Origin of the sequence: Sphingorhabdus sp. 109 (assembly GCF_902506555.1) — a bacterium.
GTDB lineage: Bacteria > Pseudomonadota > Alphaproteobacteria > Sphingomonadales > Sphingomonadaceae > Parasphingorhabdus.
Genome location: NZ_LR732707.1, coordinates 1,948,015 through 1,973,696, shown reverse-complemented (window position 1 = coordinate 1,973,696; position 25,682 = coordinate 1,948,015). Strand labels below are relative to the sequence as shown.

Genomic DNA, 25,682 nt, shown 5'->3' with positions numbered 1-25,682 from the left:
GATTAGTTGAGCGCTTTAACTAAACGACTATGATGCTGATTCTGACTTATCTGAAAATGATGTGGCGTTTTTCGCCGGCCCGCTCGTTGCTGTTTGCCACATTATTGCTGCTGTCCAGTGTGACACAAGGCATCGGGCTGGTGCTGCTGGTTCCCCTGTTGGCGGCGTTGCAGAAATCGCAGACGGAGGCCACAGGTGTCGTCGGAATGATCGTGGATGGCCTGGTATTTCTGGGGATACCGATCACGCTGACTGGTCTTCTCGCCACATTCTTGGCTCTGAATATTTTACGCGCTTGTATAAGCTATAGCCAGACAATCGTATCCGAGCGTTTCCGGCTCGAATTGCTGGACGATCTTCGTACAAAAAGTTTCAATGCGATGCTGGAGGCACGCTGGGAATGGCTAACAACGCAGAAAAAGTCGGACATGTCCAATCTGCTGGTTACCGAAATCAGCCGGATGGGCACCGCGCTGATGTTCTCCGTCCGTTTCATTGTCTCGGCTTTTTCGATCCTGGCTTACATCACAGTAGCGCTCAGCCTGTCCCTGCCACTGACGCTTGCAGCCATGATCCTGGGCGGCGGGCTGTTCTTCACCATGCGCAGACAGCACAAGCTTGCCCATGAGCAGGGAAAGCTGCTGAGCGTTGCCAATCGGCAGGTGCAGCAAACGATTGAAGAAGGTCTGGCCGGCATCAAGCTTATCAAGATTCTCAGAAGCGAAAACCGCCAAAGCCGCTTGATGCTGGAAATACGCAGCCTTTTGCGCACACGGACTTTGCAATTCACCCATCTGAATGCCGCGATGAGCGTCATATTCCAGATCCTGGTCGCGTTGTTCATGGTGATGCTTCTCTATATCGGTGTCACGACATTCGAGCTCTCATTGCCCACCCTGCTTATTCTGGTTTTGATTTTTTCAAGACTTTCCCCGCAGATCCGGGAGATCCAGACCCAGATCAACAATATTCTCCATTCTGATTCCGTCTTGTCAAATTACACGAGTCTGATGCGCGAAGCCGGTGCGGCACGGGAAGCAACATTGTCTGAAAATCTGGGTGACAAAATCCGGTTCGACAAGTCCATAAAGCTTTCGGGCGTTTCGTTCAGCTACCGGACCCGGGGGACCCCGTCACTTTATGATGTCGATATCGAGATTCCGCACCGAAAAACCACTGCGATCATGGGGGCCTCGGGATCGGGGAAATCGACGCTGGCGGATCTCATCATGGGCCTGCTCACTCCTGCCACTGGGAGTATCGAAATCGATGGCGTACCGCTCGATGAGAAAAACCGGCTGCGCTGGCGCAAATCCATCGCCTATATGCCGCAGGATGTTTTTCTTTTCCACGATACGATCCGCAACAATTTGTTGTGGGCTGATGATAGAGCCACAGACCAGGAGCTGGAAAAGGCATTGCAATTTGCTTCCGCGGATTTTGTCTTCAGCCTTCCCGAAAAGCTGGATACCGTTGTCGGCGATGCGGGACAGCGCCTGTCGGGTGGTGAAAAGCAGAGAATTGCCTTGGCCAGGGCGATCATCCAGAAGCCGGAACTGATCATTCTGGACGAGGCCACAAGCGCACTCGACCTGGCAAATGAAGCGCGGATCCGCGATACGATTGACCGGTTACACGACAACATCACTGTTATTGTCATCGGTCACCGACTGCCCACGCTGGAAAATTCGGATCAGTTGATCGTGCTCGAGGATGGGCGCGTGAAGGAGACCGGTAAATGGGCGGATATCATGGAAAACGGTGACTAGAAACCGGACCAGAACCGATCCGGCGAACGTCGTTTCGAACGTATCTATCCCTTCCACAATACCCGGTACAGATCGAAACGCCGGTCCTTGAGATTTTGCACTGCTCCTGATTGGCGGCTGGTCAGGAGGCTCGACATCGACAGGTCGGCAATCGCAATTGTCTCCGTGTTGGGAGCGGTGTCGGCTGCCACGCCGTCCCGAGCAAACGGGAAATCCGAAGGGGTCAGGATCGCGCTTTCGGCATAATGAATGTCCATATTCTCGACATTGGGCAGATTGCCGACGACCCCGGACATCACGACGTAGCACTGGTTTTCAACCGCGCGCGCCTGACAGCAGTAACGCACCCGCAAATAGCCGCGCCGTTCGTCGGTGCAGAAGGGCACGAACAAAATCATCGCGCCCTGGTCGACCAGATGGCGTGCCAGTTCCGGAAATTCGCTGTCATAGCAGATCATCACGCCGATCGGGCCGCAGTCGGTCGGAATCGCTTCCGCGCCATAGCCGCCCTTAATATTCCACCAGCGCACTTCGCTGGGCGTCGGATGGAGCTTGTCCTGCGTGTAGACCGCGCCGTTGCGCAGAAACACGTAAGAGATATTGCGGATATCGCCATTTTCCATGCGGGTGGGGTGCGAGCCGCCGATGATGTTGATATGATAGGAAACCGCCAGCTTCTCCATCACTTCCTTGAACCGGTCGGTATATTCGGCGATTTTTTCGATCGCCTGGGCCGGTTCCAGTTTCTCTCCTTCGAGGGACAGCAATTGCAGCGTGAACAGTTCGGGGAACGTGACAAAGTCTGCGCCATAATCAGCGGCGACATCGACAAAATATTCAACCTGTTCCTCGAAGTCGGTTTGCGAAATAATTTTGCGCATCTGGAATTGTACCGTTGCCACGCGCACCGACTGGGGTAGCCGGTCATGCGGTGTCTGGGTCAGCAGCTTGGCTTCGGCAGCCAGCGGGTTTTCCCAGAACATATGCACTGCATTGCCGCCGGATGCCTTGTCGCTCGGCATATAGTCCTTCAAAATCCCCAGCGGGACAAAGCCCTGATTGAGCTGGAAATTGATCACCGGATCGCGGAACTGCTTGTCGACCACTGCGGCCAGATAATCGGCCGGATCGGGATATTTGCGCTTGCGCCGTGCATAGCCGGGCAGGCGCCCGCCAAAGATGATGCCCTTCAGCCCGAGATGCTGGCAGAGTTCCCGGCGCACCTTGTAGAAGCGCAGGCCGATGCGCAGCCGCCGGTAATCCGGATCGACGCTGACTTCCATACCATAGAGAATCTCGCCGTTCGGGTCGTGCCGCGCGGCAAAGCCGCCGCCGGTAATTTCCGCCCAGCTATGCGCTGCACGCGCTGTCTTTTCGGAAATCTGGAATGTCGCGCAATGGCCTACAATTTTGCCTTCATATTCGGCAACCAGCTGGCCATCGGCGAAATTGTTGATCTGGCCCCGCACTTCCTCGGCCGAATAGCCTTCGCCCTTGCCATAAACCTTGCGCGACAAGGCGGATATCTTGCGGGCATCTTCCAGTTCCGCCTTGCGGATGATGAGCTTCGGTTTTTCTGCAGTCATCTGCGCCCATTAGCGGTCTTTTGTATCGCGGGAAACAATTGTTGTGCAACCGGTGTGCATTTCCCAGTCTATCTATCGGCTGCAGAAAAGCTTTGCGGCGCGGCCGCGAATCTCGATTGCGTTACTGTTCATCTTTCTGGCCGCTCCCGATCCCAAAAAGCCGCTTGCCTTATCGATCGAATGGGCCAAAACTAATGGCTATGTCGGAAGAACTGGAAGCAATGGGAACGGCTGTAGAAGGCGGCTTGATAGCCAAAGCGGTGGATGCCGAAAACATGGGCGCATCGGACGGCGAGGGGCACATATGCCTGAATTGCTCATCGAAAGTTACGGGCCGTTATTGTACGGAATGCGGCCAGCCATTGGACATTCACCGGTCGATCGGTGCGTTCTGGCACGATATTTTGCACGGTGTATTGCATTTTGAGGGAAAATTCTGGCGCACTTTGCCCTTGTTGTTTTGGAAACCGGGCAATCTGACACGCCGCTATGTGCGCGGGGAGCGCGCCAAGTTCATTTCTCCGATGGCATTGTTCCTGTTCTCGGTATTCATGATGTTTGCGGTATTTTCATTTATAGAAAGTCCGTTTTCGACTGATGGCAATGATAGCGAAACTGTCGGCTTCAACGATGCGGTCACTGGAGAATCTCAAGAAATTGAGGCACGTCTGCAGGACAAGATCAAAGAACTGGAATCGGCGTCCGAGGCAGACAAGGCCGAGGTTCGCGCACAAATCCTGGACATGAAGCAAAACCGCAATGTCCTTGCCACCATGACGATGAGCGAGCTTCCCTATCCGGAAGTTGGCCTGGGGGAGGATTTTGCGGCGATTGACGATTCAGGACAGGTGGATGAGTCTTCCCGGACTGCGAATGTCGGGGCAGAAGAACAGAATGCAAGCCGCGGGAATGGAAATAGGCTGGGAATATGGTCGGATCTGGAGAATAGCGGGTTTGGCAAAATGCTTAAAAGCGGACTCGAACGCGCCAACAAGAATCCGTCCCTGCTGTTTTATAAGCTGAAAGCCAACGGCTATAAATTTGCCTGGTTGCTGATCCCGATCTCCATCCCTTTCGTGTGGCTCGCATTGATCGGTCGTCGCGGTTACCATTTCTATGATCACGCGGTTTTCGCCACTTATTCAATCGCATTCATGTCGTTGTTGTTCGTGGTCTGCGCGATACTGGCTGCAATCGGCGCTCCGGATGAAATCTGGGGGGCTTTGCTGCTGTTTTATCCGCCGTTCCATATCTACCGGCAACTCAGACATGCCTATAAGTTGTCCCGCCCCGAAGCGCTGGTCCGGCTATCGTTCCTGCTCATATTCACTGTCATCAGTCTGACGTTATTCTTCGTTATTTTGCTCGCTCTAGGCATTTTGGGATAAAGTCATGACCATGAATATCGATCGCCGCCAATTGATGGCGTTGGGAACTTTCGGCCTTGGTGCGCTCGGTGTGCCGGCGTCGGCCTCGCTAATGAGAGGGAAGGGGTTTACTCACGGCGTGGCGAGCGGCGAACCCGCGCAAGACTCGGTGCTCTTATGGACCCGTTATGTCGGCAGCGGCGATGCCAGATTGACCGCGGAAATATCGGATAATGCCGATTTTACCAGTGCCAGAATGGTTGGAGAAGTGCAGGCAACAACCGAGCGGGATTTTACGGCCAAGATCACCGTTGACGGTCTCAGCCCTGACCGGTGGTATTTCTTTCGCTTTGTCGGGCCGGACGGCTCCAAATCGGCCATCGGTCGCACGCGGACCCTGCCGCAGGGACCGGCGCAGAAGTTCAATATCGGCGTTGTCGGATGTTCCAACATGCCGTTCGGCTATTTCAACGCCTATGCCCATGCCGCGCAAAATAATGAACTCGACCTGATAATCCACACCGGCGATTATCTCTACGAATATCCGATCGGCACCTATCCTTCCCGGGAGGAGGCACTGGCCGGCCGGAAAATCGAACCCGCGCACGAGATGGTCCAGCTTGCTGATTACCGCCTGCGCTATGCCGCCTATCGCAGCGATCCCGACCTGCAGCGCATCCATCAGGTTTTGCCGATGATACCGTCATGGGATGACCATGAATTTGCCAATGACGCTTACAAGGATGGCGCGCAGAATCACGATCCGAGCGAAGGGGACTGGGAAGTGCGCAAACGCGTCGCCGAACGCGTCTACCGCGAATGGATGCCGGTTCGCGACATGGAATTCGGCAGCCCGCGCTGGCGCGAATATCAGATCGGTGATCTGGCGACGCTGTTCTTTACCGAGAGCCGGATTGGCGGGCGCGACAAGCCGGTGGACCTGGCCGAAGCGATCGAGGGGAAGAAAGATGTCGCCGCGGCGCTCAAGGCGTTTCGCGACGATGTCTGGCAGGACCCGGACCGCTCGATGCTGGGTGCGGTCCAGGAACAATGGTTCGCGAATGCCATGCGGAAATCCAGAGCCTCTGGCACGAAGTGGCAAGTCTGGTCACAGCAATGCGTGATGGGCGAACTGGTGCTGCCGCAAGATGCCAAAAACTGGGTACCGGAAGATGCGTCGCCGATCGCGCAGGCACGTGTCGCGGTGGGCGCACTGGCCGCCCAGATTGGACTGCCGATCAATTTCGACAGCTGGGACGGCTATCCGCAGGCCCGCGCCCGCTCGCTGGCCGCCGTGCAGCAAGCCGATGCCGACTTGATCGTCCTGTCGGGCGACAGTCACAATGCCTGGGCTTTTGACCTGGGGACACAAGATGGCGCTGCCGGTGTGGAATTTGCCGGACATAGTGTCAGCTCGCCAGGCTTCGAAGCCTATACCAAAGGCGTGAATCCTGATCTGGTGGCCAAGGCTGTGGTTGGTACCAACGAGCAGCTGCAATGGGCCGACACCGAACATCGCGGCTATATGAGCGTGGCGCTCACCCCCGAAAAAGCGACTTCGACCTGGCATTTCCTCGATACGATCCGGAAGAAGTCCATCGCGCTGAAGGGAAGCCAAAGCCAGACGGTGCTCCGCGGGGCTCGCACGATAGCGTCATGAAGCCCGGACTGTCCGTTCTAGTAGGCGGGCCGTTCTAAAACCCCGGCCGTTTTAGTAGGCCGGATTGTGCCGGTTCAGAAAGGCCTCCAGCTTATCCAGCCAGTCCTTCTCGCTTTCGGAATCCGAAAAGCCGTGTCCTTCGCTTTCGTAAACAATATAATCTGCGTCTTTCCCGGCTTTCTCGAGCTCTGACCGGTAAAATTTGAACTGGCTGAAAGGGACGGTACTGTCTTTTTTTCCGTGGGCGAGCAGGATCGGGCGCTCCAGTTGCGCAACGAGCCGGGCAGGGGAAACCGTGTCGAGATCAAATTCCTCATCGCCCCTTATTTCCTCTTGCCATTCCCTTTTATACCGGCTTCTCAAAAAGCGACCGTCATAACTGAGCTGTTTGTCCCAGTCAGTAACCCCGGCGAAACTGGCGGCACAGCGATAGCGTTCGGGATTTCGCGTGACGCCCCATAGGGCCGCGTAACCGCCATAAGAGCCCCCGACGATGCAGACCCGGTTCGAATCAACAATGCCGCGGCCAACCAGCCAATCCATCCCGTCGTCGAGATCGTCCTGCATCGCGCGGCCGATTTCTCCCGAGCCTTTTTTGTAGAAAGCCTCCCCATAGCTGTCGGAACCCCGATAATTGGGTTGCAACACGGCATATCCGCGGTTGGCAAGAAACTGTGCTTCGGTGTTGTAATCCAGCGTGTCCCGAACGCCAAAAGGGCCGCCGTGCGGGAGGATGACAAGCGGCAAATTCTCGGCGGGACGGTTTTTGGGCAGCGTGAGATAGGCCGGAATCGTGGTGCCGTCACGGGCATCATATTTCACATATTCCGTTCTGGACAGTTTCCCGGTGTCCAGCTTGTCGTTCAGGCTGGCAAACCACGCGAGTTTCTTGATCTCGGGTTCGTAGAGATAATAGCTGCCCGGATCGGTAGATGATGTCACATAGACGATCATGCGTTTCCCGTCGCGGCTTTTGGACTGGATCCACGCTTCCTGTCCCGGCAGGGCGGCATCCAGCTTCCGCTGATGTTCTGCAAGTTCGTCGTCAAACCATTTTACCCGGTCCCGGGAGTCGGTAAAATAGACCGATTCCAATGCGGTCCCACTATCGTTGAGGTTGAACCCGGTAATGTCATTCTCGTCATGGCCAAATACCATTTCTCCGACTTCGCGGGTCAGATAGTTGAACTTGTAAAGCGCGAAGCGTCCCGTTTTCTCGTTGGACAGGATGTAACCTTCATCGGCCTCGGAAACGATATCTGTGATATCCAGCAGGGCTTCTTCCAGATCGTCCTTTTCCCTTATTTTCCCGATTTGTCTGAATTTCTCTCCCGCCGTCTTTCGATAGTAGATTTTCAAGGTGCCGCCAATCTGGCTCAGCCCCATTCTCACAACGCCACTATTGTCGGCAATCCAGGTCCAAATCTGTGATTGCCTGCGGACCACGCGCGTGGTTTCATTATTGGCGAGTTCGACACGATATACGGCGGGATAATCGAAAATGGACCGCTGCATGGAAAGCAGGATATATGTACCGGTGGGATCGACATAGAGGACATTGTCCCCGTCATATCCCTGCGTTTTCCGGCCCAGTGTAATGGAAACGCCGCTGCTCACATCCGTGACATACAGCCCCGTGTGCCTGCGCTGGCCACGCGACGTGTCGACGATGGCGGACACGCCGAACAATATCTTGTTGTTGCCCGCCCACCGATACCAGCGAAGATCCACATTTTCGGGAATGGTTATGCGTTTCTTGGCATCACCATATAATACCGCAACGGTGAGATAGGATTTGCCGCCCAGTTGCTGCCGGTATACGACGCGCTCGCCGTCAGGAGATATTTTTGGATTACCGAAATGACCCGGTTTCGCGAAAATTTTTGTCTCGATAATATCGGCGGATTGGGGCTTTTTATTCGCCTGGTCTACAGTGGCAGTATCGTCCCGAGCCTGGGCCGCTGTAGTGAAAAGGCTGAAAATTACGATTGCTCTGACCACCTTAACAATAGGCAATCCAGTTACACCCATTCTATTCATTCATCCCCGCCCCGCAATATTCTCTGGATCTCTGGAATAATCACCGGGGGCGCAGAAATAAACCCGCAAACTGAAAGTCTTGATGGATAAACATTTGTTGGGAACCTGGGTGGGGAGGGAGGCTCCATTCCCGTGACGCGATTTTGTCTTTATCCAACGCCATGTCCGTTGCGCACAATTCCCACCGACTAGCACTCGACATTCGCGTGAAAATTACGCAAAGCGGGGGCCCTGTAATATTTAACGCAAGAAACGATCAATAATGTCCGAAGAGTTTTACCGCATCAAGCGACTGCCACCCTATGTGATTGCCGAAGTCAATAACATGCGGGCAGCGGCGCGAGCGGCCGGTGAGGATATTATCGATCTCGGCATGGGCAATCCCGACCTGCCGCCACCGCAACATGTCATCGACAAGCTTTGCGAAGTGGCGCAAAAGCCGGACGCGCACGGCTATTCCGCATCCAAGGGAATTCCTGGTCTGCGCAAGGCACAGGCCAATTATTACGGCCGCCGTTTCGGCGTGGATCTGGATCCCGAAACGGAAGTCGTGGTGACGCTTGGCTCGAAAGAGGGATTGGCCAGTCTGGCCACCGCCATCACGGCACCGGGTGACTGTATCCTGGCGCCGAATCCGAGCTATCCGATCCATACTTTCGGTTTCATCATCGCCGGTGCGACCATTCGCAGCGTACCGACCACGCCCGACGAACATTATTGGGAGTCGCTGGAACGGGCGATGGCTTTTACCGTCCCGCGTCCGACATTGCTGGTGGTCAACTATCCTTCCAATCCGACCGCGGAAGTCGTCGATCTCGCCTTCTACGAGCGGCTGGTGGCCTGGGCCAAGGAAAACAAGGTCTGGCTTCTCTCCGATCTGGCCTATTCCGAACTTTATTATGACGGCAATCCGACACCTTCAATATTACAGGTGCCGGGCGCGAAAGATGTCGCGGTGGAATTCACCTCGCTCAGCAAGACCTATTCGATGGCCGGTTGGCGAGTCGGCTTTGCGGTTGGTAACCAGACGCTGATCAGTGCGCTAAGCCGGGTAAAAAGCTATATCGACTATGGCAGTTTCACGCCGATCCAGGCGGCGGCTTGCGCGGCGCTCAATGGCCCGCAGGATCAGGTCGCGAAGAACCGCGAACTCTATCACAAGCGTCGCGACGTGCTGGTGGAAAGCTTTGGCCGGGCGGGCTGGGACGTTCCGCCCCCCGCCGCTTCGATGTTCGCATGGGCTCCGTTGCCACCGCAACTGGCCCATATGGGCAGCCTCGAATTTTCCAAGCAATTGCTGACCCAGGCCGGTGTCGCGGTCGCTCCGGGCGTCGGCTATGGCGAGGACGGCGAGGGCTTTGTCCGCATCGCCATGGTCGAGAACGAGCAACGCATCCGCCAGGCGGCACGCAATGTGAAGAAATATCTGCAGAAAATGGGTGTCAATACGCCGGGCCAGAACGAAGCGATTTGATGACGCGTGACGGAGGCTGCGATTTACAACAGGTGATATCCCCGTGATCGATCTTTATTTTGCGCCAACACCCAATGGCTGGAAGATTTCGGTCATGCTCGAGGAGGCCGGACTCGACTATAATCTCAAATGGGTGAAAATCGGGGCAGGCGAGCAATTTGAACCGGATTTTCTCGCGATCAGTCCGAACAACCGGATTCCCGCGATCGTCGATCATGAACCGGTGGATGGCGGCGAACCTGTGAGTATTTTTGAAACCGGTGCGATCCTGCTTTATCTGGCGGACAAGGCGGAGCAGTTTCTGCCGCACGATCTGCGCGGACAGATTGCCGCGACGGAATGGCTGATGTGGCAAATGGGCGGGCTGGGGCCAATGATGGGGCAGCATGGTCATTTCAAGCTCTACGCGCCCGACCGGATCGAATATGCCACCGGACGCTATCGCAAGGAAGTGCTGCGCTTGTTTGGCGTGATGGACCGGCGTCTGGCGGATCATGACTTTCTGGCGGGTGAAGAGTATAGCATTGCCGACATGGCCTGCTTTCCGTGGGTGCAGACCTACAAGCGGCAGGAAATCGCGCTTGAGCATTTTCGCCATGTGAAGCGCTGGTACGAGACGCTCAAGCAGCGCGAAGGTCTGCGGCGCGGGATGGCGGTCGGCCGCGACAAAATCAATCGCAACCCACAGGATGACGCGCAGGCGCGCAGGACATTGTTCGGGTTGAAGGAATAGAGCGCGCGATGCGCGGAACAGGGTAAAGTGAAGGGAACCGGTATATGACCACAGTGGAATTCTATTTCGATCTCTCTTCCCCCTGGACGTGCCTTGCCTTCCACAACATCCAGCCGATCATCGAAGATAATGGCGCAGAAATCATCTGGAAGCCGTTTCTCGTTGGCGGCGTTTTCAATGCGGTCAATCAGGATGTCTACGCGGCGCGGGAGAATCCCGACAACCGCAAATTCGTCCACAGTTTTCGCGTGCTGAAGGACTGGGCCACGCTGGCCGGATTGCCGATGAATTTCCCGAGCGAGCATCATCCGGTCAAGTCGGTGCATGCGATGCGCCTGTGCTGCGCGCTGGAAGAGGACCAGGCCGCGCTGCACAAGTTCGCAACCGCTGCCTTCAACGCTTATTATGGTGATCAGCGCAATCTGGATGATCCGGACGTGCTGATCGCAATTGCCAATGAAGTCGGTCTCGACGGTGCCGCTCTTGCTGCGCAAACGCAGGAGCAGGCCATCAAGAACCGACTGCGCGCCAATACCGAAGAAGCGATTGCTCGCGGAGCCTATGGCTCGCCAAGTATGTTCGTGCCATTCGGAAAGGGTGAAAGAATGTATTTTGGCAATGACCAGTTGCCGCTGGTTAACTGGGCGATTAAACAGGCGGCCGGATAGCAACGAATCTTCATTCCCCTTCGTGACGAGCCCAGGCGAGGCACAGTGGGAATATCATATTTCTCGATGTCGCTCGCAGCGAACGGGGAAGAACAAAGGATGAAAAATGTCAGAGCGCGTCACCATCACCGTCAAGGATCATATCGCCGATGTCCGGTTCAACCGGCCCGACAAGATGAACGCGCTCGACGCGGCACAGATTGAAGCCATCGTGGAAGCCGGCGAAAAGCTGACAGCGATGGAGGGTATTCGTGCCATCGTCCTGTCGGGTGAAGGCAGGGCTTTTTGCGCCGGTCTCGATATGGGCAATTTTGCTGCCTCGGCTGCTGCCGCTTCGGACGAGAAAGAAGGCGGTGAAAAATCACCCCTCTCCAGCACGCTGGCCGAGCGGACCTTTGGCAATGCCAATAAATATCAGCATATCGTGTTGCTCTGGCGCCGCCTGAAAGCTCCGGTCATCGCCGCGATCCACGGTCCATGTATCGGTGGGGGGCTGCAATTTGCCAGCGCTGCCGACATCCGTGTGGTTGCGCCGGATGCCAAAATGTCGATCATGGAAATGCGCTGGGGCCTGATCCCGGACATGGGCAGCTACACGACCTGGCGCAGCTTTGTGCGCGATGATATCCTGCGCGAGCTGACCTATACCAACCGCATCTTTACCGGCGAAGAAGGCAAGGAGTTGGGCTTTGTCACCCATCTGTCCGATGACCCGCATGCCAGGGCCATGGAAATCGCGGCCGAGATCGCCAGCAAGCATCCGCAGGCCGTGCAGATCGCAAAGGATCTGATCAACAAATTGCCGGACATGAACGAAGACGAGATTTTAATGATGGAATCGGTGGGTCAGGACAAGGTTGCCCGCACGCCGAACCAGATCGAAGCAGTGATGGCCTTCATGCAGAAACGGGAAGCGAATTTCGTCGACTGATTTGCTGACTGCCGACCAGCGCCGTTCGTCCTGAGTCTGTCGAAGCACCTTGTTCTTGCGTGCCGCCAGTTTGGCTAGATCGTGGCTGGGGGGGGGGGAGCTTTCCCAAAGCCGTCAGCCGGTGGTGCGCATTTTCTCCAGTTCATCGACCACCTCCTGCCGCAGCGGTCTGCCTTCGCCGTCGGTGCGGCAGACGATGACAGACTCGCAAGTGGCGATACACTGGCCATTCTGGAACATTGCCTGTGCGATGACATAGCTTGACCGGCCGATCTTGCTGACGCCCGAACTCACCTCGACGTCATCAGGATAATGGCCTTCTCGAAGATAGTTGATCGCAACCGAGGCAACCATACTCCGCTCGTTTTTCGGTCGGTCCGCCCATGGCCGCAGGCTGCGGTTCAACCGCACCCGCGCATTCTCGAACATCGCCGCGAAGGCGACATTGTTGAGATGCCGGTTGGGATCAATATCCTGAAAGCGCGTTTGCATGACGACAGACACGGGATAATTTGCAGCGATCAGCTGCCAGGTTTCGGGGCGGGCCATATGGGTCTAGCTCATCTTTGCTACGAGGTCTTGCTGGAGCGTCTTGCAGACATAGATATAAAGACCGCCTGCGACGAAGAACAGGCCGACAATATAGATCATCGACCAGCGCAAACCTTCCGCGCTGGCCGTGAGGCAGGCGTTGGTCTTGGCTGCGCCCAGTGCTGCAATCAGCTCTTCCGGTTTGCCTTTGCAAATCTGGCCGGTCAGCTCCGCGGCATATTGCGAGGCAGCGAGATCGGCATTCATCAGCAGGTCGCTGGCAATTCCCATGACGAGTGGACCGCAGCCGTAACCGATAAGGTTTACGATGAACAGGAACAGGGCGACGGCGGTGGCGCGCGACTGCGGGCTCGCGACGCCCTGGCAGATCGTATATTGCGCTCCGAGATAGCCATAATGAAGGACAGCGGCGAACAGCAAAGCCGTCAACGCGATGCCTACGCTATCCGTGGTCAAGCCGATCCAGTATAAGGGAACGCAAATGATCAGCATGATCCCCGGCAGCCATGCCACCACATTGGGATAGCGTCCGCTCATTTTCTCGGTCAGATAGCCGGTAATGAACGCGCCGAATGAAGCGGCCAGGCCCAAGGGGACCGCAATCTGCAGGGTCACTTCCGAAATGGACATTTCATGCGCGCGCTGAAAAAAAGCGACCTGGAAATTGCTGACGCCATAGCCGACAAAGGCGACCAGTGCGGCAGCGATCATATTGATCCAGAAGCTGCGTTTGCCGGAAACTTCCCTGATTGTCTCCGTGATACCCATTTTCTCGGGTTTGGTCGCGGTTGGCGGATCAGCATAGCCGCGTGGCGGTTCCTCGACTGTAAACAGGAAAATCAGACCGAAAATGACCCCAGGGACGCCCAGAGCGAGAAAAGCCTCGCGCCAGGAAAATAATTCGGTGATCGGACCGCCAAAGGCATTGGCCAGCACGCCCCCCAAGGTAATGCCCATTGTGTAGATCGCGATAGCCCGTGCGCGGCTGCGCGGTGGAAAATAGTCTGAAATAATCGAATTGGCGGCGGGTGTCAGGCCAGCTTCCCCGATGCCGACGCCGATACGGAAAACAAGTAACGCGATGAAACTGCCGGCAATCCCGCATAATGCGGTCATCAGTGACCAGAGGATTACGCTGGCGGCGATGATCTTGACGCGGTTCATTCGCTCGGCAAGCCGGGCGATCGGAATGCCCATTACGGTATACATCAGGGCGAAGCCGAAGCCGGACAACAGGCCAAACTGCCAATCCTGCAACCTGAATTCTTCGATGATCGGCTGGGCGACGACACCGATCAATATGCGATCGATGAAATTCAGGGTGTAGAGGAGCATCAGCGAGATGATCACGTAGTTGCGATATCCGTCCGATCGATATGCCAGTCCCGTATTGGTCAGGGGCGCTGCAGCCTGCGTAGCGTTCATGCTCTCTCCATCTTTTTCTTTGGTAGATGGCCTGAAGCTGCGGGCAAGTCCAGCATACTTTACGTTCCAGAGCCGTTTCACCGGCTGGGAAATGTCTCGGCGGTCCGGCTGTCGTTCAGCTTGCCAATAATATTTCAAAATTTTCGAACTATCTGGTAATGGTCGTGCAGAATACCATGGAGCTAATTGAAAAATTAGGGGGCCTCAATGGCAATAGGGCGGTTAATTCCGATCTTATTTGAACAGGATCGACCAGGCTTTCCTTTCTGTTCGTCATCTTTCATATTTTTCTGCTGTCGATTCGACAGGCTTTCCTTGCAATGCCGGTAAGCAATATTGACCAGCTGAATGACGGACAGCGCGATTGCTTGCGGCTTGTGCTGGCGCATCTCAATTCGAAGGAAATTGCACGCGAACTTGGTGTGTCCCCGCACACGGTGGATCAGCGGTTGCGCACGGCTATCCGCATTTTGAACGTCCAGTCGCGTTTCGAAGCGGCGCGAAAATTCGCCGCCGAAGATCAGCAAAAAACGTATCAACCATTGATATATCAAACGTCGCGGGTTGAGCCTGTCCCTGAAACAAGGGAACAGGAGCCGTCATCCGGGAGAACCAGCGAAAGGCTAGCCGGCAAAACGGATGATCGAGCGAATGCGGTTCGTGGCAGGGCTGCTGCGGCTTTGGGTCAGGCGGAAGTTACACGACGGCCACTGCCCTTTCCACGCTTTCGCGGCGAGAAAAACCGTCTTGCTGCTGTAGAGCGTTTGGGATGGATATTGGCCATTGCGATCGGGTCTGCCTTGTCTTTCGGCGGCCTGGTTGCGGGACTGGAAGCGCTTTCCCGACTGAAGGGTTAAGCAACACGCCCTTCCGGCTCCATCATTCGCCCGTTGACGATTCCATGCGTGAGTTCGCGTGGATTCCCAGCCTTAGGAAAGGAACGAAGATGCTGAAACAACGACGAGACGCAGCCGAGAATCTGACGAAACGGCTATTTGCGGCGGAACAGGCCATCGACGATGCTATATGTAGAGTGTCGGATCTGGCCGGATATATGCCCGTTGCGCGGGCGAACGCCAAACTCTCGGCTGTAGTCGGGCAGAAGGCGATTGATCAGGCGGCAGCAACGCTGACTGCATTGGTTGCGGCCAGGGGATGTCTGGTTTCGACACACAACCATCTCGCAGAAACCCGTGATCAGATTGGATTGCAGGCGATGGCGATGGGGAGTACCGGAGTAAAGCCGTCCGAAATGGCTCAGACCTTGGATGAGAATATCGTCAATATGGCTGATCATGCTGCCTAGATGGTCAAAACGATGCTGGTCCGGTTTCACGATGCAGCGCGTCCAAAGTTAGAAACGACGCAGTGATCTTTCACACCATCTGGGGCTATCTCTATTATATTTTTTTGTTCGCTTGTTGCGGATATGCAATTTTGCGGGGCGCACGTTGGGAATATTGCGGAGCGACGATTATGATATTGGGATCACTATCGACCTTGGCGGTTGCACGTTCGTTCGGAACATCGTGGGCAACATTGGAAGTAGGAATATTTGCAATTGATATCGTTGCTTTTTTTGCGTTGATTTGGCTGTCGCTTAAATCCAATCGGTTCTGGCCGATGTGGGCCACGGCTTTTCATTTGCTAGCCTTAACTACGCATATGACAACGATCGTGGCACCGCAGATAACCGCTTGGGCGCTAGGTACGGGAGCAGTCTTCTGGGCCTATCCGATGTTGCTGGCGCTGGCGATCGGGGCCAGGGAAAATCAACTGGCACCGTCGCAGCAGCAACTGGAGTCCGGCTAGCGTCAGTACGCAGCAAACCGTTTGTTCTTTGTTCATCCCAGAAAACCACTCGCAGAGGCACAGCTTTTGCGAACAGCCGGAGAATGTCCATGGCAGGCGACCAATATTTGCCGTTTCTCGACTTTCTGCAGAAGGAACTGCTGCTGTTTGCCAGCCTGTCTTTCCTGATCGGTTCCGTCGACGATCTGATGTTCGACGGTTTGTGGCTTTTTCATCGCATGAAACGGCGGCTTTTCGTCTACTCACGCTACGAACGGGTGACGGTGGAAAAGCTTGCGGACCCTTCACCCGGATGCCGGATGGCGATATTCGTGCCGGCCTGGCAGGAGGCGGCGGTGATCGGGGCAATGCTGCGGCGCTGTTTGCAGCAATGGGCCGGCAACGAATATCGAATATACGTGGGCTGCTATCCCAATGATAGCGACACGATTGCGGCGGTGGCTGCCGCTGCCGCGGGCGATAGCAAGATCAGGCTGGTCATGTGTCAGCATGACGGCCCGACCACCAAGGCAGATTGTCTCAACCATCTCTGGGACGCCCTCTGTCGCGACGAGATCGAGGAAAACAGAAATTATGCCGCGATCATATTGCACGATGCGGAAGATATCGTGCATCCTGAAGCATTGCGGCTTTTCAGACATCTGATTGGACGCGCTGCATTGGTCCAGTTGCCGGTCATCCCCCGACGGGCAAAAGGATCGCGCTGGGTCGCCGGCCATTATGGCGATGAGTTTGCCGAATTGCACGGCAAGCAAATGGTGCTGCGGGAAGCGCTCGGCGCGTCCATACCTTCTGCTGGTGTCGGCTGTGCTTTCGCCAGAGAAAGCCTGCAGAAACTGTCGGCCAGAACCCGCGGAAAGCCCTTTGATGCGCGGAGCCTGACCGAAGATTATGAATTGGGACTTCATCTGACGGGCGGAGAATCGCGCGGCATTTTTGCCCGGTTGCGGGATCGGAACGGACAGCTGGTCGCCACGCAGGAGTTTTTTCCTGATAAACTGGAAGACGCCATACGGCAGAAAAGTCGCTGGATGGCAGGCATTTCCCTGTCCGGATGGGATCGTCTGGGCTGGAAGAATAGCTGGCGGGAAAACTGGATGCGTCTGCGTGATCGCAAGGCCAGTTTCGCGGCCATTATCGTCGCTATTGCCTATGTGGCCGTCATATTGATGGGAATATTGGCGTTTGCTGATCTGATCGGCATGTATCGCCCCCGGCCCGTTTCCGGTTTCTTGGAAATATTGCTCATTCTCAATCTGGGTTTTCTGCTGTGGCGGCTGGCGATGAAATTCTATTTTGTCTTTTCCTTATACGGTCTGCGCGAAGCCTTTTTGTCGATTCCCCGGACAGTGGTGGCCAATCTGATCAATATCATGGCCGTTTGGCGCGCGCTCAGCCAATATATCGGTCAGCTGACCGGTCAGCCCGCCCGGTGGGAAAAGACGAGCCATTTTTATCCCGATGAGAAGGATGTCCAGCGACTCCGACCGCAGGCCAGCACAGGCGGTAGAGGCTGATCCGTTGTTGACGACAACAGCAGGTGCGCCACTGCGTGCAATGGTCACTCTGGCCGCGATCTGGATAGTGGTGCGTGTGATCTCCTGGCATGGAACGGCGAATATCGTTTCAAACCCACCACAGCCAGTTTCGACAAGCGCTGCCTATCGGGCCGGAGACAGCAATCGGCTCTCCTTTTCTAACCGATCATTGGCCGTCCCGATTGAAATCCGCCGTGAACAGGCAAATACGTCCGATCATCATTCATCCAATATGACAGGAGAAGGCGCGCTAAAAGTACCGGTGGAAGATAGGAAAACCGCCCATGTGCCGGACCGTCCATCCTGGCGATGGCAGGATTCTGAAGAAGCCAGCAGTTTTCTTCTGCAGACTTTATCCAATTCGACCGGTTCGACTGCACCGGCAGGTGCCGGTGCCCGCCAGCCTTTTCCGGTTTCACCCGCTCTTCACGCGCGCAACCGGTTCTCTGCCTATTTCTGGATATTTGCACGGCAGGATCCCGGTCCGGATCGGGGGGTGCAGGGCAACGGGCGGCAATTGATCTCCAACGGGCAATATGGCGGTAGTCAGGCTGGCGCTATATTGTCCTATCAACTGCTGGACAGGCGGGCACCGGATATATCCCTATATGGCCGCGTTTCGACAGCGCTGGATCCCTGGAGCCAGGAGGAGGTTGCTCTGGGGGCCCGCATCCAGCCGGTTCGGACATTTCCCGTCGCCTTGCACGCGGAGCAGCGTTTTGATGCCGCGAGGGGACGGGAATCGGGAACCGCTTTCTTTGTAACCGGTGGCACCGGCCCAGAGCCGATTGCAGAACGTTGGACGCTCGAGACCTATGCACAGGCCGGCTATGTGCTTGGTCCGAATGAGACCTATTTCTTTGACGGCGCAGCAACTGTACAGCGACCGATAGCGGGGCTGGGCTCAGCAAGAATATCCGTGGGCCCGGGCGCCTGGGCCGGCGGTCAACGCAATATCCGCCGCGTCGATGTCGGACCGCGGATCGATGTGGCTGTCCCCGTCATCGGGCATTCGGCGCGCATTGCCCTTGACTGGCGAATCCGCGTTGCCGGCAATGCGCGGCCCGGAAACGGAGCAGCGCTAACCGTTTCGACAGGCTTCTGAACAAGCGTATTTCCGGTCCTGTCAGCGGATCGGATCGATTTCCTGCCGGCGAGACAGCAACGCCCTTTATCCCGACAGCAAAAGAGATTAGTCCAACATCTATATGGACATCTATCTGCCAATCGCCAATCTATCGGTAAATGCATTCGTTATCGTCCTTCTCGGCGGACTGGTTGGTATTTTGTCCGGGATGTTTGGTGTCGGCGGCGGGTTTCTTACCACGCCGCTGCTGATTTTTTACGGAATACCGCCAACTGTGGCCGCTGCATCGGCCTCCACTCAGGTCACAGGGGCCAGCATTTCCGGTGTCGCCGCCCATATGCGCCGCAAAGGCGTCGATTTCCGTATGGGTGCGATACTGGTGGTCGGTGGTATCGTCGGTACAATCGTTGGCACCGGGCTGTTCCAGATCCTCCAGACCTGGGGCCAGATTGATACCGTGATCAATGTTCTCTACGTCCTGATGCTGTCCAGCATTGGTGGGATGATGTTCAAGGAATCCCTGCAGAGCGTCCGCGCGCTGCGCGCCGGCAAGCCGATGCCCGCCCGTAAGCGACGCCATCATCCGCTGGTTGCCAATCTGCCTTTCCGATGGCGCTTCTACCGGTCCGGTCTGTATATATCGCCCATCGCGCCGTTCGTGCTTGGTCTGCTTACCGGCATTCTGACGATGTTATTGGGTGTCGGTGGCGGTTTCATCATGGTACCGGCGATGCTCTACCTGCTGGGTATGGGCGCGCAGGTGGTGGTGGGAACCTCGCTTTTCCAGATATTATTTGTCACTATCGCGTCGACGATGATGCACAGCATGACCACGCGGGCGGTCGATATTGTTCTGGCCTCCCTGCTGCTGCTTGGCAGCGTGACCGGTGCGCAGCTTGGCGCAAAGTTCGCGCAACGGATGCGACCAGAATATCTGCGGTTGGCGTTGGCATCCATGGTGCTGCTGGTTGCGATTCGCATGGCTCTCGGCTTGGGGTTCCAGCCGGATGAAATTTATACGGTGCAATTGCTGTGAAGCGGGGAGCTCGCCTTTTGGGTCGCTTGCTGGCAATGTTCGGTATTGCCATTCTGACAATTGCCGCAACGCCGGTCCTGGTTCCCGAAGTCTCGCAGGACCGGATCAGTATCAAGGGCGATTTCAATGGTGCGCAGCTACTGCTTTTTGGCGCCATCACCTATCCCCCGGGCACCCGCAATACCGATCAGGCCGATATCGTGGTGGTGCTCAAGGGACCGGTCAAATCAATTGTCGTGCGCGAAAAGCAGCAGATCGCCGGTATCTGGGTTAACGCGGCGAGCAGCGAGTTTCGGTCGGCTCCCGGTTTCTACGCGATTGCATCCTCCAAGCCGATCGACGAAATTGTCGACGGCAAGACCGCTGATATTTACGAACTGGGACTGCACCATTTGCAGCTTTCTCCGGCCGGGGCGATTGACAGTCGTGAACTGGATCGTTTTGTTGACGGCCTGGTTGATCTGAACGCGCGGGGAAATTTGTTCAAGAATCTGCCGAATAGCGTGAAGATCACCGATAGCGTACTCTATCAGGCGCGGATCAACCTGCCGGCCAGCGTACCGGTTGGAGATTATACCGCAGAAACCTTTCTTGTTATCGATGGTCGAGTGGAGGCTGCCGAAGTAAAAGAAATCACCATTGAAAAGACCGGAATGGGCCGCTTCATCACCAATCTTGCCCAGAATTACGGCTTTCTCTATGGGTTGATCGCGGTACTTATTTCAGTTTTTCTCGGCTGGTCTGCGGGTTATCTGTTCCGCAAGATGTAATGCTTGCCAGACCGCTTCTACCTTTGGCCTGTCTTTCTGTTGCCCGAGTAAATCTTCCTTAACCATGTTCGACTAGTTCGGTGTCCTGACCAGTAAAACAGGAAAATAACCGATGTCCGATATGGGTTCTCATAATTTCCCCGCCGCCACACCTCTCGCGGAGGCCGAAATTGCAACGCTGGAGGAGGAGAACCAGGGGGCCCCTTCGCAGCGTAGTGAAGGCTATAAAATCGGCGAGGTGATCGAAATAGCCGGCTCCGGATCAAAAATCCTTATGGATACCGCAGTGCTTGCGCAACTTCAGGACCATGTGGACCCGACCATCAAAACCGCGGGGCAGGTTGGTAGCCAGGTTAAGATACGCGTTGGCCAAACCTGGTTGCTAGCCAATATCCGGACCCAGCGCCTTTTCGAAGGCCAGTCCGGACTGGTGATCGCCGAGATCGATTTTCTCGGCGAAGGTGACGAAGAAAAACTGACCGGCCAGATCTACAATTTCCGCCGCGGCGTCACCCGCTATCCGACACCCGCTTCAGAGGTCTTTGCCGTCACGACGGCCGACCTCAAACAGATATATGCCTCCGACGGTCGCGCTAACGTCGAGGTTGGTACCGTCTATCCGACCGATGATATCCGCGGTGCGCTTTATGTCGACGCCATGCTCGGCAAGCATTTTGCGCTTCTAGGATCGACCGGTACCGGTAAGTCGACAGCGGCAGCTCTGATCCTTCACAAAATATGCGATCTTGCACCCGAAGGCCATATTTTGATGATTGACCCGCACGGTGAATATTCAGCCGCCTTCAAGGGTAACGGTAAATTATTCGATGTGAACAATCTCAATCTGCCCTACTGGTTGATGAACTTCCGCGAACATTGTGAAGTATTTGTCCAGTCCAAGGGCGATGCCAAGCAGATGGACTGTGATATTCTGGCCAAATGTCTGCTGGCGGCAAAAGCCAAGAGTCAAGGAGCAACCGGCGGCACCAAGCTGACGGTGGACTCACCGGTCCCCTATCTGCTGTCCGATCTGACAACGATCCTGCAGAATGAAATGGGCAAGCTCGACAAGGCGACAAACAGTGCGCCTTACCAGCGACTGAAATCGAAAATCGATGAAATCAAGGCCGATCCGCGCTATAGTTTCATGTTCTCCGGCATGCTCGTCGGGGACACTATGGCGGCGTTTCTTGCCAAGATTTTCAGACTGCCATCCGAAGGAAAGCCGATATCAATCATCGATGTTTCGGCGATGCCGTCCGAAATCACACCGACTGTGGTTTCCGTGCTCAGCCGGCTGGTATTCGACTATGCAATATGGGCGCGCAACGAGCCCCAACGACCAATGCTCCTGGTTTGTGAAGAGGCGCATCGCTACATTCCCAATGACGATGTTTCCGAGGAAAGCAGCGTTCGCGATATTCTCAGCCGGATTGCCAAGGAAGGCCGTAAATATGGCGTGTCTCTGGGGCTGATCACACAGCGCCCGTCGGATCTCGCCGAAGGGGTGCTCTCGCAATGCGGTACGATCCTGTCGATGCGTCTGAATAACGATCGTGACCAGGCTTTCGTGAAAGCCGCGATGCCCGAGGGCGCGCGCGGTTTTCTCGATTCCATCCCAGCCTTGCGCAATCGCGAAGTCATTTGCTGTGGCGAAGGTGTCGCGATTCCGATCCGCGTTTCGCTGGATACGCTTGCCGAGGAACGTCGCCCTGCTTCGGAAGACCCGATATTCTCCGATCTCTGGCGCGAACATGGCGGCGAGGAAGAGATTGTCCAGCGCGTGATCAAGCGCTGGAGAGCTCAGGGCCGCTAACCGGCACCGGAGCGTTTGTCCATTCTCCTCGGTTGTTGATCGATAGCGACTTTCAAATCTCCAAGCATCGATTACATCTGTAGTCAACGGGCCAGGCATTGGGCTTGGCTGACTGATATGGAGAATCCGATGGTCGAGAAACGTTATTTCCCGTTGCTTGCGGGACTGGGGCTGGTTGCGGCGTCGCTAGTGCCGACTATGGTGGTGCATGCGCAAGATACGGATCATCAGCAAGAAAAGGAAGGGAGCGAAACGCTCGCTCGGGTAATCAAGCCGCAGGTCGAGGCCGGTATGGCTGAAGGTGCCGTCGGCATGGAAAAAGGCGCAGAAGAAATGCTGCGGGGAGCCGAGCGGATGGAAGCCTATGCGGATCGGCTGGAGAGCGATGCGGACTTTGTGAACGTGAAGCGGCCAGTCAAATTGGTCGCGGACATACGCATTTCACAGCATCGCAATTGCTGAACGGTGCACCAAAAATACGCCGGGCCGCGGAAAAAATGCGCGAGGGTGCCGAACGTATGCGGATTGCGGCAGAAAGATGCGTCGTGGCAAATCTAGCTAGACGCTATTCCGGATACTGAACCCGGGCTTTTTCGCAATCCGGGCAAACACTGGACGATTGGTCCCTGCATGAGCAGGACCTGTCACCCCAACCGGTCTATAGCGGCCTGCAATCGTTCGGATTCTGCCTCTTTCTCGGCCAGATCGGCGCGCGCTTTTTCCACTGCTTCTGGCTTGGCTTTCTCCACGAAATTTGGATTGCCCAATCGTCCGCTCAGGGATTTGGCTTCTTTTTGAGCGGTTTCCAAAGCCTTGTTCAGTCGACCCTTCTCCGCGTCAATGTCAATCGCACCGGCGAGTGGCAATATATAGGTCGCGTTGTCGACGATGATCTGAGCCGAGGGACCTTCCGGGGCAGGGTCAAAGGAAACAGCCTCGAGACGTCCAACCCGGTCAAGCGCGGAATGCTGGCGCGCCACCTTGGCCTGCAGACTGTCGTCTCCATCGCGGACATGGGCGGTCATTTTGGTCCCTGGGGCGATGTTCAGCTCGACCTTTGTAGAACGTACTTCGGAAATCAGCTTGATCAGCCAGTCCACTTCTGCCTTGGCATCCGCATCGACGGCAGCTTTCGGCGCCGGCCATTTTGCAATGATCAGATCATATTCCCTGTCGCCCATTGCGTGCCAAAGTTCTTCGGTGATGAAGGGCATGAACGGATGGAGCATGACGATGATCTGGTCGAGCACCCAGCCGGCCACCATCCGGGTTTCGTCGGCCGCGCTGGCATCTTCACCCTGCAGAACCGGCTTGATCAGTTCGAGATACCAGTCGCAGAACCGGTCCCAAGTGAAGTGGTAGATGGTGTTGGCCGCCGCATCGAAACGCAGGTCGGTCAGCGCCTTGTCGAGCGCCTGTTGCGTCTCGACCACTTCGCTGATGATCCAGCGGTTGACGGGCAGGGCGGCTTCCGGGGCAGCAAGCGTCTTGCTCGCGCCGATCCCGTTGGCCTCGCAGAAGCGCGAGGCATTCCACAATTTGGTCGCGAAATTGCGATAGCCCTCGACCCTTTTGTCATCCATCTTGATGTCACGGCCCTGGCTTTCCATGGCCGCCATGAAGAAACGCAATGCGTCGGCGCCATATTGGTCAATCAGGCCGAGCGGATCGACGACATTGCCCTTGGACTTGGACATTTTGGAGCCATCTTCGGCTCGGACCAGCCCGTGCAGATAGAGCCGCTTCCACGGCACTTCCTTCATGAACTGGATGCCCTGCATCGCCATCCGCGCATCCCAGAAGAACAGGATGTCAAAGCCGGAAATCAGCAGGTCATTGGGGTAATGGCGTTCGAGGTCTTTGGTCTGTTCCGGCCAGCCAAGCGTGCCAAAGGGCCAGAGAGCGGAAGAGAACCATGTGTCGAGAACATCGGGGTCGCGAGCGAGCGTGACGTCCGGGCCTGCCTGCGATTGTGCCTCCTCTTCGCTCATCGCGACATAGATTTTGCCATTTTCGTCAAACCATGCCGGAATCTGATGCCCCCACCATAATTGCCGCGAGACGCACCAGGGCTGGATATTTTCCATCCAGTTGAAATAGGTCTTTTCCCAACTTTTCGGCACGATTTCGATATCGCCATCGCGCACGGCCTTGATCGCCGGCTGGGCCAGCGTTTCCGCATCGACATACCATTGGTCGGTCAGCCATGGCTCGATCACCACGCCGCCGCGGTCCCCGAAAGGTGTCGCGATGGTGCGCGGTTCGGCGTCATGTTCAACTGGTTCGCCGTCCTTGTTTTTCGAAACATGCGGAATCAGGAAGCCCTGTTCCTTCAGCCGCTGTACAACCAGTTCGCGGGCGCCGTCGACGCCGTCTTTGCGGAACCGGTGCAGCCCGATATATTCGTCCGGTACCAGTCCGTCGGCAGTCTGGCAGACATTGGCTTCGCCATCGAGCATATTGAGCATCTCGCCGGCGGCAAAGCCCGCCCGCTTGCCAACCTCGAAATCGTTGAAGTCATGGCCCGGCGTTATTTTCACCGCGCCCGAACCCAGTTCCGGATCGGCATGTTCGTCGGCAACGATTCTGAAACGGCGCCCGGTGATCGGCTGCTCGATTTCCTTGCCGATCACGCTCTTGTAGCGCTCGTCCGATGGATGCACCGCAACCGCCATATCGGCGAGCATCGTTTCCGGCCGAGTCGTCGCGACCTCGATATAATCCTGCCCGTTGTCCAGCGTGACGCCATCGGCCAACGGATACTTGAAATGCCAGAAGCTGCCTTTTGTGTCGACGGTTTCGACTTCCAGGTCGGAAATCGCGGTCTTCAGCGCCGGGTCCCAGTTTACCAGGCGCTTGTCGCGATAGATCAGGCCGTCATTATAAAGATCGACAAAGACCTTGAGCACGGCCTCGTTCATGCCCTCGTCCATGGTGAAGCGTTCGTTGGACCAGTCCATCGAACAGCCGAGACGGCGCAGCTGTCTGGTGATCGTGCCGCCGCTTTCCTCTTTCCACTCCCAGACTTTCTCGACAAATTCCTCGCGGGTGAAGTCGGTGCGTTTCTGCTGGCGTTCGTTCATCTGGCGCTCGACCACCATCTGGGTGGCGATGCCGGCGTGATCCATGCCGACGACCCAGAGCGCATCCTTGCCCTTCAACCGCTCGTGCCGGATGATGATGTCCTGCAGCGTATTGTCCAGCGCATGACCGATATGCAGCGACCCGGTGACATTCGGGGGCGGGTTCACAATCGTAAACGGTTCGCGATCATCGCGTTCCGGGCGGAACAGGCCCTTGTTTTCCCAATGTTCATACCAGCGGGCTTCGATGGCGGCGGGGTCGAAATTTTTGTCTAAGGTCATGGCTGGGTCTTTGGCATTGCTTTTGGCGGGAGACAACAGTGTTGTGCTCCGCA

Annotated in this window: 21 protein-coding genes; 16 read left to right on the top strand and 5 right to left on the bottom strand. The window is 56.1% G+C overall.

Going from position 1 to position 25,682, the window contains the following annotated elements:
- Positions 1–29 precede the first annotated feature (29 nt).
- Entirely contained in the window at positions 30–1,769 is a 1,740-nt protein-coding gene (locus BOSE62_RS09260) for an ABC transporter ATP-binding protein (RefSeq protein WP_159645277.1), read from the top strand.
- A 44-nt stretch (positions 1,770–1,813) separates the two neighbouring features.
- On the opposite strand, the gene BOSE62_RS09255 is transcribed toward BOSE62_RS09260, so the two are convergent.
- The gene (locus tag BOSE62_RS09255) at positions 1,814–3,355 is read right to left on the bottom strand and encodes a carbon-nitrogen hydrolase family protein (RefSeq protein ID WP_159645274.1); all 1,542 of its coding nucleotides are present in this window, start codon (positions 3,353–3,355) and stop codon (positions 1,814–1,816) included.
- Positions 3,356–3,549: 194 nt separating this feature from the next.
- Here BOSE62_RS09255 and BOSE62_RS09250 point away from each other — a divergent pair, with 194 nt between their 5' ends.
- Both BOSE62_RS09250 and BOSE62_RS09245 read left to right on the top strand, forming a co-directional pair.
- Positions 3,550–4,743, top strand: a complete 1,194-nt coding sequence (locus BOSE62_RS09250; RefSeq protein WP_159645271.1) for a DUF3667 domain-containing protein — start codon at positions 3,550–3,552, stop codon at positions 4,741–4,743.
- Positions 4,744–4,747: 4 nt separating this feature from the next.
- Positions 4,748–6,382 (top strand): alkaline phosphatase D family protein, encoded by a 1,635-nt coding sequence (locus BOSE62_RS09245; protein ID WP_159645268.1) that lies wholly within the window; start codon positions 4,748–4,750, stop codon positions 6,380–6,382.
- 51 nt (positions 6,383–6,433) lie between these two features.
- Here BOSE62_RS09245 and BOSE62_RS09240 read toward each other — a convergent pair whose 3' ends face one another.
- The gene (locus tag BOSE62_RS09240) at positions 6,434–8,383 is read right to left on the bottom strand and encodes an alpha/beta hydrolase family protein (protein WP_159645266.1); all 1,950 of its coding nucleotides are present in this window, start codon (positions 8,381–8,383) and stop codon (positions 6,434–6,436) included.
- A gap of 301 nt (positions 8,384–8,684) precedes the next feature.
- Here BOSE62_RS09240 and BOSE62_RS09235 point away from each other — a divergent pair, with 301 nt between their 5' ends.
- From BOSE62_RS09235 to BOSE62_RS09220, 4 genes are all read left to right on the top strand, one after another.
- Entirely contained in the window at positions 8,685–9,896 is a 1,212-nt protein-coding gene (locus BOSE62_RS09235) for an LL-diaminopimelate aminotransferase (RefSeq protein ID WP_159645263.1), read from the top strand.
- Positions 9,897–9,939: 43 nt separating this feature from the next.
- The gene (locus BOSE62_RS09230; protein WP_159645260.1) at positions 9,940–10,629 is read left to right on the top strand and encodes a glutathione binding-like protein; all 690 of its coding nucleotides are present in this window, start codon (positions 9,940–9,942) and stop codon (positions 10,627–10,629) included.
- A gap of 44 nt (positions 10,630–10,673) precedes the next feature.
- A complete protein-coding gene (locus BOSE62_RS09225; RefSeq protein ID WP_159645257.1) occupies positions 10,674–11,297 on the top strand; it encodes a 2-hydroxychromene-2-carboxylate isomerase in 624 nt (207 codons plus the stop codon).
- Between the two features lie 106 nt (positions 11,298–11,403).
- Positions 11,404–12,228, top strand: a complete 825-nt coding sequence (locus tag BOSE62_RS09220) for a crotonase/enoyl-CoA hydratase family protein (protein WP_159645254.1) — start codon at positions 11,404–11,406, stop codon at positions 12,226–12,228.
- A gap of 114 nt (positions 12,229–12,342) precedes the next feature.
- Here the strand turns inward: BOSE62_RS09220 and BOSE62_RS09215 are convergent, their stop codons facing one another.
- Entirely contained in the window at positions 12,343–12,777 is a 435-nt protein-coding gene (locus BOSE62_RS09215; protein WP_159645251.1) for an acyl-CoA thioesterase, read from the bottom strand.
- A gap of 6 nt (positions 12,778–12,783) precedes the next feature.
- A complete protein-coding gene (locus BOSE62_RS09210; RefSeq protein ID WP_159645249.1) occupies positions 12,784–14,205 on the bottom strand; it encodes a spinster family MFS transporter in 1,422 nt (473 codons plus the stop codon).
- A gap of 320 nt (positions 14,206–14,525) precedes the next feature.
- On the opposite strand from BOSE62_RS09210, the gene BOSE62_RS09205 reads away from it, so the two are divergent.
- The 9 genes from BOSE62_RS09205 (at position 14,526) to BOSE62_RS09165 (ending at position 22,726) form a co-directional block, all read left to right on the top strand.
- Positions 14,526–15,062 carry a helix-turn-helix domain-containing protein gene (locus BOSE62_RS09205; protein ID WP_159645246.1) on the top strand — a complete coding sequence of 179 codons (537 nt, stop codon included), beginning with the start codon at positions 14,526–14,528 and terminating at the stop codon, positions 15,060–15,062.
- Positions 15,063–15,151: 89 nt separating this feature from the next.
- Positions 15,152–15,511, top strand: a complete 360-nt coding sequence (locus BOSE62_RS09200; RefSeq protein ID WP_201295649.1) for a hypothetical protein — start codon at positions 15,152–15,154, stop codon at positions 15,509–15,511.
- 62 nt (positions 15,512–15,573) lie between these two features.
- Positions 15,574–16,017, top strand: coding sequence for a hypothetical protein (locus BOSE62_RS17370; RefSeq protein WP_236553957.1), 444 nt, complete (start codon positions 15,574–15,576; stop codon positions 16,015–16,017).
- A gap of 89 nt (positions 16,018–16,106) precedes the next feature.
- Entirely contained in the window at positions 16,107–17,534 is a 1,428-nt protein-coding gene (locus BOSE62_RS09190; protein ID WP_159645240.1) for a glycosyl transferase family protein, read from the top strand.
- Positions 17,488–18,660, top strand: coding sequence for a hypothetical protein (locus BOSE62_RS09185; protein WP_159645237.1), 1,173 nt, complete (start codon positions 17,488–17,490; stop codon positions 18,658–18,660). Before BOSE62_RS09190 ends, BOSE62_RS09185 begins: the two co-directional genes overlap by 47 nt.
- A gap of 103 nt (positions 18,661–18,763) precedes the next feature.
- Positions 18,764–19,678: a sulfite exporter TauE/SafE family protein gene (locus tag BOSE62_RS09180; RefSeq protein ID WP_159645234.1), complete on the top strand. Its 915-nt coding sequence runs from the start codon at positions 18,764–18,766 to the stop codon at positions 19,676–19,678.
- Positions 19,679–19,713: 35 nt separating this feature from the next.
- Complete coding sequence (locus BOSE62_RS09175) at positions 19,714–20,448, top strand: TIGR02186 family protein (RefSeq protein ID WP_159647989.1); 735 nt, start codon at positions 19,714–19,716, stop codon at positions 20,446–20,448.
- Between the two features lie 112 nt (positions 20,449–20,560).
- Complete coding sequence (locus BOSE62_RS09170; RefSeq protein WP_159645231.1) at positions 20,561–22,264, top strand: ATP-binding protein; 1,704 nt, start codon at positions 20,561–20,563, stop codon at positions 22,262–22,264.
- A gap of 129 nt (positions 22,265–22,393) precedes the next feature.
- Positions 22,394–22,726 (top strand): hypothetical protein, encoded by a 333-nt coding sequence (locus BOSE62_RS09165; protein ID WP_159645228.1) that lies wholly within the window; start codon positions 22,394–22,396, stop codon positions 22,724–22,726.
- Between the two features lie 182 nt (positions 22,727–22,908).
- On the opposite strand, the gene BOSE62_RS09160 is transcribed toward BOSE62_RS09165, so the two are convergent.
- Positions 22,909–25,629, bottom strand: a complete 2,721-nt coding sequence (locus BOSE62_RS09160) for a valine--tRNA ligase (RefSeq protein WP_159645225.1) — start codon at positions 25,627–25,629, stop codon at positions 22,909–22,911.
- Positions 25,630–25,682: the final 53 nt, after the last annotated feature.